General features: G+C 62.3%; 15 protein-coding genes and 3 pseudogenes. 8 read left to right on the top strand and 10 right to left on the bottom strand.

Features of this window, described 5'->3' with window-relative positions:
• The first annotated feature begins 224 nt into the window (after positions 1–224).
• Entirely contained in the window at positions 225–1,631 is a 1,407-nt protein-coding gene (locus tag CLT71_RS18355) for an NsdA family TPR-like regulatory protein (RefSeq protein WP_143743505.1), read from the top strand.
• Here CLT71_RS18355 and CLT71_RS18350 read toward each other — a convergent pair.
• The 3 genes from CLT71_RS18350 to CLT71_RS18340 form a co-directional block, all read right to left on the bottom strand.
• Positions 1,590–2,489, bottom strand: coding sequence for an aminoglycoside phosphotransferase family protein (locus tag CLT71_RS18350; protein ID WP_158242256.1), 900 nt, complete (start codon positions 2,487–2,489; stop codon positions 1,590–1,592). The genes CLT71_RS18355 and CLT71_RS18350 overlap by 42 nt on opposite strands.
• A gap of 1 nt (position 2,490) precedes the next feature.
• A complete protein-coding gene (locus tag CLT71_RS18345; RefSeq protein WP_158242255.1) occupies positions 2,491–3,213 on the bottom strand; it encodes a GntR family transcriptional regulator in 723 nt (240 codons plus the stop codon).
• A gap of 120 nt (positions 3,214–3,333) precedes the next feature.
• Entirely contained in the window at positions 3,334–3,747 is a 414-nt protein-coding gene (locus CLT71_RS18340; RefSeq protein ID WP_101368186.1) for a hypothetical protein, read from the bottom strand.
• A gap of 224 nt (positions 3,748–3,971) precedes the next feature.
• On the opposite strand from CLT71_RS18340, the gene CLT71_RS18335 reads away from it, so the two are divergent.
• Positions 3,972–4,394, top strand: a complete 423-nt coding sequence (locus CLT71_RS18335) for a winged helix-turn-helix domain-containing protein (RefSeq protein ID WP_101368185.1) — start codon at positions 3,972–3,974, stop codon at positions 4,392–4,394.
• A gap of 130 nt (positions 4,395–4,524) precedes the next feature.
• Here CLT71_RS18335 and CLT71_RS18330 read toward each other — a convergent pair whose 3' ends face one another.
• Positions 4,525–5,979, bottom strand: a complete 1,455-nt coding sequence (locus tag CLT71_RS18330; protein WP_101368184.1) for a hypothetical protein — start codon at positions 5,977–5,979, stop codon at positions 4,525–4,527.
• A 140-nt stretch (positions 5,980–6,119) separates the two neighbouring features.
• Positions 6,120–6,449 carry a hypothetical protein gene (locus CLT71_RS18325; RefSeq protein WP_199187632.1) on the bottom strand — a complete coding sequence of 110 codons (330 nt, stop codon included), beginning with the start codon at positions 6,447–6,449 and terminating at the stop codon, positions 6,120–6,122.
• Positions 6,450–7,098: 649 nt separating this feature from the next.
• Between CLT71_RS18325 and CLT71_RS38085 the strand changes: the two are divergent.
• A pseudogene (locus tag CLT71_RS38085) lies at positions 7,099–7,310 on the top strand (HAD family hydrolase); the annotation flags it as partial.
• A 36-nt stretch (positions 7,311–7,346) separates the two neighbouring features.
• Here CLT71_RS38085 and CLT71_RS18320 read toward each other — a convergent pair.
• Positions 7,347–8,181: pseudogene (locus CLT71_RS18320) on the bottom strand (IS5 family transposase).
• Positions 8,182–8,588: 407 nt separating this feature from the next.
• The gene (locus tag CLT71_RS18310; RefSeq protein ID WP_101368183.1) at positions 8,589–8,774 is read right to left on the bottom strand and encodes a hypothetical protein; all 186 of its coding nucleotides are present in this window, start codon (positions 8,772–8,774) and stop codon (positions 8,589–8,591) included.
• Positions 8,775–8,971: 197 nt separating this feature from the next.
• Between CLT71_RS18310 and CLT71_RS38080 the strand changes: the two genes are divergently transcribed.
• Both CLT71_RS38080 and CLT71_RS18295 read left to right on the top strand, forming a co-directional pair.
• Entirely contained in the window at positions 8,972–9,145 is a 174-nt protein-coding gene (locus CLT71_RS38080) for a hypothetical protein (RefSeq protein WP_486483325.1), read from the top strand.
• Positions 9,146–9,544: 399 nt separating this feature from the next.
• Entirely contained in the window at positions 9,545–10,027 is a 483-nt protein-coding gene (locus CLT71_RS18295; RefSeq protein WP_158242254.1) for a S1 RNA-binding domain-containing protein, read from the top strand.
• On the opposite strand, the gene CLT71_RS36535 is transcribed toward CLT71_RS18295, so the two are convergent.
• Positions 9,972–10,574: a hypothetical protein gene (locus CLT71_RS36535; RefSeq protein ID WP_143743504.1), complete on the bottom strand. Its 603-nt coding sequence runs from the start codon at positions 10,572–10,574 to the stop codon at positions 9,972–9,974. The two genes, CLT71_RS18295 and CLT71_RS36535, sit on opposite strands and share 56 nt — an antisense overlap.
• 59 nt (positions 10,575–10,633) lie before the next feature.
• Positions 10,634–10,978, bottom strand: coding sequence for a hypothetical protein (locus CLT71_RS18285; protein WP_101368178.1), 345 nt, complete (start codon positions 10,976–10,978; stop codon positions 10,634–10,636).
• Between the two features lie 124 nt (positions 10,979–11,102).
• Here CLT71_RS18285 and CLT71_RS18280 point away from each other — a divergent pair, with 124 nt between their 5' ends.
• Entirely contained in the window at positions 11,103–11,585 is a 483-nt protein-coding gene (locus CLT71_RS18280; protein WP_199187631.1) for a hypothetical protein, read from the top strand.
• A 137-nt stretch (positions 11,586–11,722) separates the two neighbouring features.
• Here CLT71_RS18280 and CLT71_RS18275 read toward each other — a convergent pair whose 3' ends face one another.
• Positions 11,723–12,217 carry an ArsI/CadI family heavy metal resistance metalloenzyme gene (locus tag CLT71_RS18275; RefSeq protein ID WP_101368177.1) on the bottom strand — a complete coding sequence of 165 codons (495 nt, stop codon included), beginning with the start codon at positions 12,215–12,217 and terminating at the stop codon, positions 11,723–11,725.
• Between the two features lie 75 nt (positions 12,218–12,292).
• On the opposite strand from CLT71_RS18275, the gene CLT71_RS18270 reads away from it, so the two are divergent.
• Together CLT71_RS18270 and CLT71_RS18265 are read left to right on the top strand one after the other, a co-directional pair.
• Positions 12,293–12,658: a metalloregulator ArsR/SmtB family transcription factor gene (locus tag CLT71_RS18270; RefSeq protein ID WP_101368176.1), complete on the top strand. Its 366-nt coding sequence runs from the start codon at positions 12,293–12,295 to the stop codon at positions 12,656–12,658.
• Positions 12,655–13,356, top strand: a pseudogene (locus CLT71_RS18265) (aquaporin); the annotation flags it as partial. The gene CLT71_RS18270 and the pseudogene CLT71_RS18265, both read left to right, overlap by 4 nt.
• Between the last annotated feature and the right edge of the window lie 45 nt (positions 13,357–13,401).

Genomic DNA, 13,401 nt, shown 5'->3' with positions numbered 1-13,401 from the left:
TCAAGTGCTGCCCCGGCCGATCCCGGGGTTGTTCGGTGTGGCCTTGCTTGGCTGTGGCACAAGCAAACCGCGCTTGAGCAGCAGACGGCAGGGTGATTTCGGGGGTGCGTGGGTGCGTTCGGGGGTGCTTTCCGGGGTGCGCGCCGCCGGGGAGGTGCGAACGACCTTGACTATGGAGTGTGTGAGGACTTGACTACTCAGGACAATTGGATCAAGGAGGGGACGTGCCCGAACTTCAGCCGAACCTGTCCTTGGCTGAGGTGATGACCCGAGTCAGCTGCTCCAACAAGGGTCTTGCCGCACGGGTCCGCGCCGTCGCCGCGCGGCACGGAACAGAACTGAAGTGCGACCATGTCACCGTCAAACGATGGCTGGACGGGTCGCAGCCGCGCACACAGACGGCTGGATTTATCGCGGAAGCCCTGTCGGAGAAGGGCGGCTTCCGGGTCAGCGTCGAAGACATCGGCATGGGGGAGGCATCTCCCATGGCGACGTTCGAAAGCGCGCTTCAGTACCCGGAAGATGTCGCGGGAGCACGGGTCCGGCTGCTGGAACTCGCACGGCATGACCTGTCGAACCTGCCTGATGTCCTCACGTCACCAGCCGTCCCGGCCGCGTGGTCAGCGCCCCTGCTTCCATGGCTCCTGTCTCGCCCCGAACCGGTTCCGGAGACCGGTGCTGCGGCACGTCGAGTAGGAATGGCCGACGTTGAGGCCATCTGCGTAACGAACAAGATGTTCATGCGCCTCGATTTCCAGTACGGCGGGGGACACGCGCGTAGCGCTCTGGCGCAGTACTTCACGGCCGAGGTGCTTCCGCTGCTGGACGGGAAGTTCACCGAGAACGTCGGGAAGCGACTCTTCTCCGCTGCTTCAGAAGTCGCGCAACTACTCGGCTGGACCGCGTACGACGCCGGACGGCACGGCCTGGCGCAGCGGTACCTGATCCAGGGGCTACGTCTGGCCCAGGCCGGGCAAGACCGCGTGATGGGCAGCCGCATCCTCTCCAACCTGAGCCACCAGGCCAACTACCTTGGCCGCTTCACCGAAGCAGCCCAGTTGGCGAGGGCTGCGCAAGAGGGCGGGAAGGACGTTGCCAGCGCAACGGTAATGACGATGCTGCTGTCGATGGAGGCACGGGCGTTAGCGGGATCAGGCGATGAGAAGGGATGCGCCGCCGTGCTTGCTGCGGCAGAGACCATATTTGGCCGCCGCAACACAGCCGATGACCCGCCATGGATCGACTACTTTGACGAAGCTGAGTTAGCCGGAGAGATGGCCCACTGCTTCCGAGATCTCCGCAAACCAAAGCTGACACAGGAGTTCGTCGCTAAGGCTGTAGCTCTATCCGACCCGAGCTATGTACGGACACTCGCCTTCATGCGCCTCGTCCTCTGCGCCAGTTGCATCCATGAGTCCGATCTAGAGCGTGCCGCTGGTGCAGGAATCGAGGCCGTAACCCTTGCCGGAAGCCTCAAGTCCGAGCGCTATCTCCGTTACATCAGAGACCTGTGTGGCGAGTTTGCGCCACATCAGACGAGCCTGGCAGCGGTGCCGTTCCTACGACTTGCCGACGAGGTGCTTTCGCCATCAGAAGGGAGCCCAGGGGCGTCGGGAATTAGGGTCGCGTAGGGTCTCCAGGCGATTTCGGAACTCCTCTGCAACCGCTGGCCCTTCATGGATGTTCTGCATCAACCACGTCGTCATCTTAAGCTGATTCAGCGCCCGGAGTACGGGAAATCCCTCCCAGGCCCGCACGTCGTAACCGTAAACCCGGCAGAACTCGGCGTAATCGTGGTCGGTATGCCAGCCAATCTCGTACTCGGTCGCGGTGACGGAGAGGTCCGTTTCCCGGTGGCCGAACGCGAAGCGCTCGAAATCGATCAGCACGGCGGTACCGGACGGATCAACGATGAGGTTCTGTACGTGCGCGTCTCCATGCACGGCGCACGCTGGGGACGAGTAAACGAGTTCGGTGTATTGGGCTCTGATGTCGACCAGTTGCTTGCGGAGGAAGTCAACATCGGCTGGAGCCAGGCCCGATGTCTGATCGATCCGTTCTTTCACTCGGCCGAACATGTTCAGCTCTGGAAGCTTGAGATTCGGTGATGGTGTCAGAGCGTGTAGCTGGTGCAGGACGGCTGCTAGCTCCGGGGCACGAGCCTTACGGCCAGTGTCCATGATCGGATGCCAGAAGGTGACAGGATGGTTCAGCGTGACTATCGGCTGATGGTAATCGGCAGTCCGAGCCGCAGACAGCCCTTCATTCCGCAACCACTCCGATACGCGGACCTCTTTCCGGGCATCGTCTAGCACATCGATACCACGAGCGATCCGGACGATCAAATTTGCAACGGGGAGGCGGAAAATCGCGTTCTCGCCGAGCCGGATCAGCGTTGCGTCGTCCGTAGAAACCCCGATCGTTCGACAAGCCTCGCCTAGAACCTTGACCGCCTCATCCGAGGTGAAAGGCGAACCGGACGTGCCCATCTCAGGAGGCTTTCGCTTCATCGTCCGGGTGCGACACGGGTTGCTCGACCACGAAGCGTCCCTTCCCTCTGACAGTCTCCACCAGCCCGGCGCGCTCCAATACAGTCAAGGCGCGGCGCACAGTACCCCGTGCCACTCCGTGCCTTTCTGCTAGTTCCATCTCACCAGGCAGGCTCACGCCTGCGGCCAGCTCCTCACGCTCGATAGCGGAACGAATTTCGGCGGCGATTCGCTCGGCATCCGTTAAGACTGGACCAGACTCCGAATCCTGCGGAACGTACCTCCCCTTGCCTCGTAACGAGACGAGGACTCCGCGAGTCTCTAGAGCACGTAGCGCCTGCCGGACCGTCCCTATTGATGACTGAAACTGTTCGCTCAACTCGGCTTCGCTTGGAACGCGACTGCCGGGCGGAAACGCGCCGCTTTCGATCGACTGTCGGACAGCGGCGGCAACCGCCTCGAACTTCGCCCCGGTGCGCTCGTCTGAGGTGTCTTCCGCGCCACGCACGAACCGCCCCCGCCCGTGGACGGTCTCGATCAGGTTCTCTGCTTCGAGCGCGGCCAACGCGCGTCGCGCGGTGACGCGGGCAACGCCCCACCGCTTGACGACATCCGTCTCAGACGGCAGGGGCGAGCCGGGAGGCAGAGTCTTGGACTGGATCGCCTCCCGTAGCTCCTGTGCGATCTCACGGAAGCCGATGCCGCTGCCACCTTGCCCGCCCACGTGCCTCCCTAGCCTGGTCCGGACGACGGTCCTAGTCTCCCCGCCGTCCGGACCCGCGTTCAACTACCCGCACCGCTCAGGCTGCGCCAGCCGCTACCTCCGCTCCACGGCTGGCCGGTCTTACAGGGCCTCGCATCTGCCGGAATGCCCGGCCTCGCGGGAGCAGTCGAGGTTGCCAGGAAGCACGAGGTCACAGAACGCGTCATGGAAACTCTCGGCCTCAGCGTCCAAGACCAGCTCGTCCCTGGCGCGCATCTCGGGCATGTACCGCAGGGATCGGCCGAGGAGTACGGCGAGGTTGACCGCCTCTTCGATGTTGCCCGCCTCGATCGGGATCAGGAGCACGAATCGCGGTGCTGCTCGGAAGCGGCCGGCGAAGGCGTCGAGCGCCTTGCGGGGAAGGGGCTGGAAGACGTTGGAGACCTCGACCTGTGTCGGAGGGATGGTCCGGCTCGGTGCTTCGTGGACGCCTCGCCGGTTGGGCGGTCCGGATGGCTGGCTGTGCTCGTCGTAGCCGTAGGTCGACCTGGACACCTGGTTAGTCGTGCGTGGCTCGCTTCTGGTCAGCCGGTCGGGTAGGTACGTGTCTTGATCCACTGTCGTTCTCCGTCGGTTGATCCGGGTCCTCGGGCACACGGAAGGGTGCTCCGGCGCGAAGTTGCGTCGCAGCATGAGCACTTTCCGTAACGTCGACCATAGCCCTATGGCCATATGGCCACAAGGACACATGGCTGTACCTGTCAGCAAGGCTGCCGTCCATGTCGATCGATCGGCGCTCGCACACGCCCGTGTACCGCCAGCTCGCGAACCTCATCCGCGAGCGCATCTACTCCGGGCAGTACGAAGCAGGAGCGCCGCTGCCAAGCGAGGTCACCCTCTCGCAGGAGTACGGCGTAGGCAGAGACGCCGTCCGCCAGGCGCTCGCCCTGCTCCGCAGTGAAGGACTCGTGAGCACCGAACGTGGCGAACGCTCCCGGGTACGCTTGCCACGTGAGCGGGTGTCGGTTGAGCTACCGCCGGGCGGTAGGGCGATTGCGCGCATGCCCGCCGATCCCGAGCGCACTGAACGCGACATGGAGGAAGGTGTGCCCGTTATAGAGGTGCATCACTCCGACGACACGATCGAGATTTACCCAGCCGACAAGACGGAATTGGTTCGTCCGGCTGACGGACTTGCGTGACCAGGGAGAACTCAAGGGTAGTCCACGGTATGTGAACTAGACACCGATTTGAGTATTAGTCCGGCTGGGGTCGTCATTGGTAATGTCGACGATTAGAGAACCCGTTCCATATGGCTGTGGTAAAGATTGCTCAAGCTTTCGAAGCTGACGGCTTGTTGTCGCTGCGTGCGTCGATGACAACGATGCTCTCATCGTTGTCTACTTTGAGTTTTTTGAGAATTCGATCAACCTTTGCCTGTTGTTCCGCATTATAGACAATAATAACCTTGATCGACTTATCTGTCTGGTTAGCGCGCTCGTATATGCGAACCTGATTCCTGAGGTTTTGCTCCAGATGACTGTTGCTTGCGAGCTTCAGCTCAACGAGCGCCTTGTCGCCGCGACCGTACGAGAGCTTGAAGTCTACTGGTCCTCGGCCATTATTCGGTTCGCGATTGACGTCTAGAACTGTCCCGTACCAGATCAGTCCAAAGAATAGCTGAACCTCTGTCTCGTCGCTGAATGGTTTGCCTTTGCGGTTTATTACTCTATACCCATCTTGATCTTCTACGTAATGCTTGAAGGCATTAACGCGCTTCAGTGCTTCGTTGTAGCTCGTTGGAGTATGTTGGTAGAAGGAAGTGTTCGATTCAAGGTCGGCTATTATTTTTCGAATCTGTGATATGAAAATGGCGCGAACGTATTCTACAGAATCCTTGCTCTGATCCTCGGCGAGTCTCCCTTCACGCTCCTTGAGCGCTATGTACAGCTCGTAGAGTTGGGGGAACTGAATCAGCGTTGCCTCAATTGCTTCTTGTCTGGGTTCGGTTGACCGTGCCTTCATGAGTCTCTTCGTGAAGTACTGGTTCATCCTGTCGCGTAGATTCTCGTCGTCGCATGAGGCAACGATGCGATCGAAATTTCGGAGTAAGTCCTCGCGATTGATCCAGGTCTCGTCGCGAGCAAGTATGTCTACTGGAGTCAGCAGTACATGCTGTTGCCGGACGTTAAAATAGGGGAGTTCGTATACTCCTGTCCGCCACACCTTCATTTCGTAGTCGAATTCAACTCGCCTGACCGCGCAGCTCTTGCGCTGTTCGGGTGAAACATGTTGGCGAGCGAACTCCTGTGTGTACTCTAGCAAATACTTTTTGATTAGATTAGTGGATAGATCGCTTACGCTGTCTCGACCTACGCCTTTGTCAAGTAGGCGCACATGTTCGAGATGTACTGTATCTCGGTCGTCTATTAACATTGTGCTGAGATGGCCGCTAAGAGACTTAGCGAACCTTTCTCCGAGCCCTCGTCCGTCATTGCCTAAGAAGGTAAAACCAAGCCAGTTTTCCTTGACTTCTTTGAAGTAAAACCACTCTTTGAGAAGTCCATTGTTATCTTGCGCGGTGGCCGAATGGTCCTTTAAGAAGATCAGGTACTTGATGATTGAATCGTGGAGACTTTGATACTCGATCTTTTCGCTCTGAAACAGGAGAAACGGATCAATAAATAATGGAAGATCCGAAACAAGGCAGATATTCAATGCACCGTAGGATTCAAGATGGGATTCGTCGACTCCGAAGTAGTCGGAGAAATAAATGCGACTAGGCATGACTCAATGTATCGCACTCGGCACTCCTTGTCACGATTGCCTCAGGTGACCTGTCTCGACTTGCGAGGCTCGCATAATATGCTCAAATGGCCTAACACAAAAGAGATGGGCCATTATGGCGCAAATGCGGCAAGAGCTATCTAGTCGGGCGGATCGACTGACTTGGCGAGCATGGCGCGCAGGCGGCTGTACTTCCTGTGTGCGGCTTGAGTCGATACACCTAGATCTTCACCAATTTCTCTCCAACTACGTGGTTTTGATAAATTTCGGTCAAGCAGTTCTTCGGCACTGCCCCAGCCTTGTCTGATGTTCATCTCAATCCTTGACTCCACGGCAGATCTTATGTCGGCCAGCGCGCGCAGCGTCGTTCCGCCACTGTCTCGGACAACGCGCTGAGCCAACCGTTCGATAGCAATGCTCAGCGTCGTGCCTTCGATGGGGCGATCGGGGTCGGGGCTACGGGAGGGCATCAACATATGTTGACGGCGGTAATCTGCGTTTGGCAAGAAGGCCCAGGTCAGAGGCCGAGGACATAACTCCGTGTGTTCACTACGGTCGTCCGAGTGACCTCACGTAGAACTCGATCGAAGTCCAATCCGCCGACGTCGCAACCGCTGCTCAGTCTCCGATCTTCTCTGATCCTCTTGCTCGCGACATGCGCGGGTACAGGTGCAGGTGTCCTTACGGCCATGGCTGGTCAACCAACACCTGAGGCAGTGCTCGTCGGTCTGATCGCGGCTGGCAGCAGCAGCGTCGGCTTCCACACCCTCATCGGGCACTCGTGAACCCCTCGGTGGGGCGTCCGGAGGATTGACGGAGGAGGTCGGTGACGACCGGGATGAACGGCCTGGTCAGGGACGGTTTGGTGCTTCCACTGTAAATCCGTCGCGAAAGCTACAGAGGTTCGAATCCTCTACCCGCCACCAGGTGCAAAAACGGCCCCTGACCAGCGCGAACGCCGGTCAGGGGCCTCTTTCGTGAGTCTCGCTCGGTCCCGCTCGATCTCGCTGGCCGTGTCACAGGCGTGTCGCCGTCCCTTCGTGGAACGGCTTACGGACCGGCGATCGACAGGCCCGTTAGGGGAACGAGCGGAGGAGCGCGGCGATGGCCGCGCGCTAGGCCGGGGTGCCGGTCGCGGTGGCGAGCACTGCTGGTGCGGCGAGCGCCTACCTGGCAGCCCACCGGCTGCCGGGCACGTCGCGCCTGTCATTGGGCGGGCGTACGCCGAACCGGACCGAATGAAGCCGAACCCGGAACCCATCCTGCGCGCCGTACAGGCCCTCAATGCCGCGCCGCCGAGCTACGTGTTGGTGGGCGACTCCCTCTCAGAGGACGTCTGATTCACGTAGTTCGTCGGTTATGTGGGTTTAGCCGTATCGCCAGGTTGGGGTGGTTTCGGTGGTGAGGCGTTTGGCGAGGTTGTCGATCATGGCGAGGGTGATCATGCTGACGGAGTTGTTGGGTCGGGCTTCGTGGTCGCGCACGAGCCTGCGGTGGTGCATGAGCCAGCGAGGGTGCGTTCGACAACCCATCGGCGCTTGACCACGTTGAAGCCCTTGGCTTTCGGGTCCTTGGTGACGATCTCGACGTCGACGCCGAGGGCGGCGCCGTGTTCGACGACGCGGTTCTTGAACCCGGCGTCGACCCAGGTCTTGGTCAGGGTGGGGTGCGCGGTGGTGGCCTGGTCGAGTAGGTCCACGCCGATGGTGTTGTCGCTGGCGCTGGCGGCGGTGACGGTGACGGCGAGCAGCAGGCCGAGGGTGTCGGTGATGATGCCGCGTTTGCGGCCGACGATCTTCTTTCCGGCGTCGGTGCCCTGTGTGGACAGTGGGACGTTGGTGGAGGTTTCACGCTCTGGGTGTCCATGATGGATGCGGTGGGGTGGATGGTGCGGCCGTGGTGGTCGCGGACGAGGCCGGTGAGGTTGTAGTTCGGTTCGGTGAAGATGCCTTCCTTGCTCCAGGCGGCGAAGTAGCCGTAGACCGTGGCGTGGGGTGGGAAGTCGTGGGGCAGGTAGCGCCAGGCGATGCCGGTGCGGTTGACGTACAGGATGGCGTTGAGGATCTCGCGTAGGTCGTGGGTGGGCGTGCGGCCGCCGACGCCGGCGTCGGTGCGGGCCTGGCGCCAGGCGGTGAGGCGGGGTGCGATGAGGGCCCAGCGGGCGTCGGACAGGTCGGATGGGTAGGCTCGGCGCTCGGTCATGGTGAGTAGGCGTACGGCACTCGGGCGCCGTCTCGACGGACGTCATGTCTGTCTATTTGCGGGTGAATGTGAACCAGACACGATTGCGGGGCGAAATGCGCTGCTTCCGGTCAGGGCTGAGTCCGTCAGGATGCGTTCACTTCGGGTCAGGCCGGTCATCTCGCCCTACCGAGGCCGAGATACGAATCGACCGCTACTGACACGAAGGTGAGCCAAACGTCCAGTCAGACATCGAAGCCGCCAGAGCGGCCGGGGTCCCAGTCATTGGGTACGCGAATCGACCGTGGAAGGAAGAAGCCTTCCGAGCAGCCGGAGCCGATGCGCTGGTTACCAGCGTGCAGGGCGTAGCCGATGCGCTGATCGAAGGCTTGGCTTAGGACGGGGTGGGACCGGTCCGGTGAGGCGGTCTATTCGCTGGCCTGCCGGTTTTTGATCCACTTCTCAACGTCCCGCTTCAACCACACATGCCCCATCTTCAACTTCTGCACGGGGGCGGGGAAGTCGCGGTGGCTGGTGATCACGTGTACCCGCTGTCGGGACAAGTTGCCGCCCAACATGTCGCGGATCTCGGCGACCCCAACCAACTCTTCCACATGATCGACGCTAAGCAACGACGGTTGCTGTTGACGTCGACAACTACGACGTCAACACTTAGGGGATGACTCTCCCGAACCAGTCCCCGAACTTTGAGCGCCCGACCCCGTACCGACTCAGGCCACACCAACCGCGCCGGCCCCTCTGGGAGTGCCAGGGCTGCCCCGGGCAGCCCTGGCCGTGCGGCAACGCACGGTTGCTCCTGAAGGCGGAGTTCGAAGGCGCGCCGGTCGGCCTGGCCATCTACATGGCGGCGCAGTTGATGTCGGCGCTGCAAGATCTCTACAAGCTGAACCCGCAACCCGAACCAGACCCCAAGGTGCTGTTCCAAAGGTTCGTGGCTTGGACCGCGCGACAACCACTCGCCTAGATTCGTGCGGCTCTAGACAGTGCCCCGGATACGGCGAGCCTGTCTGGCTAGGAGCTGCCTGCTTGTGCCAGGGGAACAAGCAGGTCGTACCCCGTCGCTTCCTCCGTGGCCATACCGGGTTGCCTGGCGCGGCACCTAGGCAGGCCCGCCGTCAGCAGGAGGAGATTCGGCAGCAAAGTAAGCGCCAGCACGAGGAGTTTCGGCGGGTGCGGCGATTAAAGTGTGATCTCGCTGGCGTCGAAGCCGTATTTGAACACGGTTTGGCACTCCTGCTTCGGGTCTATGCGAACTGCATCGACGGAAGAGACGACACCATGAGCGACAAGATCGCCGTTGCGCTTGGGTAAGCCGGCCGAAAGGATTGGAGGTATGGGGCCGAGGAATGCAGAGGGGCGGCGCGTGAGCCTGGAAACGCTGGAGCGTGGCCAGGTAGTCACGGGCGTGGTGGTCGAGATCAGGAACTCCGGCGTGTTCGTCGAAATTGGCGGTGTGACCGGCATGGTGAACTGCGCGGAGCTTTCCTGGAGGCGATTCGATCACTCATCGAAGGTTGTCAGCGTGGGAGATCGGCTCACTGTGATCGTGCTGGGTGTCGACCTCGACCGCGAACAGGTGTCGCTGTCGTTCAAGGGGTTGCTACCCGACCCGATTGTGGAGTTCGCGCGGACACGTCTCGGCGCTGTCGTACGAGGCAAGGTGACCTACGTCGTGCCGTCGTTGGGTGTCTTCGTAGCCGTTGGGAACGGCATCGAGGGGTTGGTCCCTAACGCAGCCCTCGACCGCACCCCTGAACTCGGCGACGTGCTGTCTGTGGAGATCGTAGACATCAACCTTTTCGATCGTCGGCTTCGGCTCGCGCCGACCGATCGTGAGCCCTCGTGAGCCGTCGGGCACCTACGGCGTCGCGGTCCGAATCCGGATTCGGGCTGTTGCCCAGGAGGCGTGCTGCGTTGGCCATGTGGGTCCAGAAGACCTGAGGGTTCGCTGGCGTGCGCCTGCTCCACAGGGCTTCCATCGAGAGGAACGCTTGCGGTAGTTTCCCTGTGGTCAGCGACCTGTAGACGTTGTGAGCCAAGCCGCTCGGGAGCGGGCCAGCGGCCTTGAGCGCTTCCTGAAGCGTCTCCGCGACTTCAGCGCTGGCCCGGTCCAGTTCGACCCGGTGATCGAAGTACCCTGCGATCTCCAGGACCTCCCCGATGATGTTTTCTTCGCCGGGTGTCATCTCGTCGAAAAGTTCGGTGTACTTCGGCAGGCGCTCGTTGGCCTCACCGACGCTGGTGCCGCAGGCCACGCAGACCGCCACCGCCGTCAAGCGCAGGTCGTTCCCGCCTGCGGCAAGGCGACCAAAGACGGTGCCGGGAGCTTCTCCCGCCCGGATTCGGCCAAGGGCGGCTGAGATGAGGGCCAGCAGTTCGGGCGTGTTCTCCATGGGCAGAGCCTGTCTCCTTGGCACGCATGAGGGCCAGCAGGGGGCGGGAGCCGCACGGGTTACCGGATGGGCGGAGTGACTCCGTCTGCGGTGTATCGCTCGCCATCGTCACCTTGGAGGTTGGCTCGCAAGTCCTCGGCAAGCGCTCCGAACTCCCAGTGGGGGTCGCCGTCGAAGTGACCCTTGATGTTGATGCCACCTTCGAACCAGGTCAGCGAAACCACGCTTCCGTCAAGGCAGGTGTACTCGAAGATGGGCTGACAGTCCTCATCCCAGTTGAGCCATCCCCCTACCCTGAGCGCGGGGTTGCTCTCTGCGTAGGACAGCCATTCCTCCAGACCAATAGGGTGCTCCTCGCTGTCGAAGTACTCCTCGGCTCGACTGATATGAATCTCGTATCCCACGCTTCCTCCACGTAGTATGCGGTCCTGCGTGGGAGAAGCACAGGATACCGGCACATCAGTTGCCGGCCCGGAGGTCGTCAGCAGGCCGAGGTCGGGCGGGCCAGCGAATGTTTCAATCTGCACTGTGGAAGAGCAGGAGACCTGGTTGCAGCAGCTACCCGTCGAGGCCAGAGACCACACACGACAGTTGCTCGCCATGCTGGAACAACTCGGCTGCGTCGACCCTCAGGGATGGGCTCGTTCCGAGATCGAGGAGAACCTTCCGCAGCTTGCCCGCTACCGATTCCTGCGCTCGATCTGGCCGCAGATGATCGACAGCTGGCGCCAGGGCATCGCGAACATCCCCGCTGCCAGGCGAGCCCTCGAAGCGGGAGCAAGCCAATCCGACATCACGCAGTTGGCCCGAGCTGTGGCCTACGAAACGGTGTTTGCGATGCTCCACCACCTCGGCGACGACGAGCAGGCGACCGCCGAGGTCCCGTCGTGGGTGCTGACCGAGACTGACCCCACCGGCCACGCCACCGGACGACACCTCAACGGCCTCCACGAAGATCTTCTCGCCCTCGACCCCTCTGGCCGGGGAGGCCAGGACCTCTGGAGTCAGTAGCGACCCCGCAAGGTCGACCAGAACTTCTGGATCATGTGTCAAGCACCAGGCGGGAACAGGCAAACGTGGTCTACCGCTGGCAGGCGGCAAATCCTGCCAGCAGGTAGACCCCGTTCTTCACGACGCCGCTCGCGCGCCTACGAGCAGCAACCGCCGGAGCTTGCTCCGACGGTTGCCGGCTCCTTCTCTGTGGCGTCGCCGGCCTCCCCGCACTTGCAGCCGTCGTCGGCGCCGGGCTGTGCGTCGGCGCTCTTGCCGTACTGGTTGGAGTCGCCCTTGACCACGTACACCTCCCACGGCTCGTTGCCGGGGCCGCGTACCCACACCTTGTCCTGCACGGCGTAGCAGCAGGAGGTGTCGTTCTCGGTGAGGGTGATCAGTCCGCTCTGGGTGAGCCGATCGGTCGCGGCTGTCACCTCCGCGCCGTCGAAGACCTCGACGCCCAGGTGGTCCATGACGGTGGGCTGATCGGGGGCACCTTCGAGCAGGACGAGCTTCAGCGGCGGCTCCTCGATGGCGAAGTTGGCGTACCCGGGGCGGCGCTTGGCCGGCTCGACTCCGAAGAGCTTCGAGTAGAAGGCCACCGATCCCTCAAGATCGGAAACGCGTAGCGCCAGTTGGACGCGGGACATCCCGCACCTCCCTGTCTAGAAGATTATCTAAACAGCACCTTGTCACGCTGACTAGATGACTGTCAAACTAGACTTGTGTCGAATCAAGAGTCATCCGTCGCGGCAAGCTGCTGCACGCCGCTGGTCGCGCAAGCCCTGACCGAAGGGGCGGCGGTCGACCTGGCCCGGGGCTTCAAGGCGCTCGGTGATCCGGTACGGCTGCGGCTGCTGTCCCTGATCGCTGCCCGAGCTGGCGACGAGGTGTGCGTGTGTGAGTTGACCGGCGCCTTCGACCTGACCGGCCCGACGATCTCGCACCACCTCAAAGTGTTGCGGGAAGCGGGCCTGGTGGACTGCCAACGCCGAGGCACCTGGGTCTACTACTGGGTCATGCCTGGCCGGCTCGGCGCATTGTCCCGGCTTCTCGACACCTCGGCGATGACCTCCGGGCTGTCGGTGTGAGCCTGGCCCGGCGCGCCTCGGCAGAGCTCGTCGGCACGGCCCTGCTGGTCGCCGCGGTGGTCGGCTCAGGCATCGCGGCTGCCCGGCTGTCGCCCGGGGACGTGGGGCTGCAACTGCTGGAGAACACGCTCGCCACCGCTCTGGCGCTCGGTGCGCTGATCCTGATCTTCGGGCCGGTCTCCGGCGCGCACTTCAACCCGGTGGTCTCGGCGGCGGACTGGTGGCTCGGCCGACGTAGCGGCGCGGGGCTGAGTCGCGGCCATCTCGCGGCGTACGTGGCCGCGCAGGTCGCGGGAGCGATCGTCGGAGCTGTCCTGGCGAACCTGATGTTCGACCTGCCTGCGGTGACCTGGTCCGGCACGGTCCGGACCGGTGGGCACCTGTGGCTGGCCGAGGTCGTCGCCACCGCCGGCCTGGTGCTGCTCGTCGTCGCCCTGGTCCGCTCGGGCCGGGCGAACGTGGCACCCGCCGCGGTCGGGGCGTACATCGGCGCCGCGTACTGGTTCACCAGCAGTACGAGCTTCGCCAATCCGGCGGTGACCGTCGGTCGCATCTTCTCCGATACCTTCGCGGGCATCGCTCCCGCCTCGGCGCCGGGTTTCGTCGCTGGTCAACTCGTCGGCGGTCTAGCCGCCCTGGCCGCGCTGGCATGGTGGTACCCCGTGGCGAGGCGGCGCCCGGACGACCTGGCCATCCCGCAAGCCGTGCAGAAGGAGGTACGTCTGTGACTCCCGCAGTTGCAA

Source organism: Plantactinospora sp. CNZ320, assembly GCF_002846275.1.
Note: the sequence above shows the minus strand (reverse complement) of the source record. Positions and strands in the feature narration are given on the sequence as shown.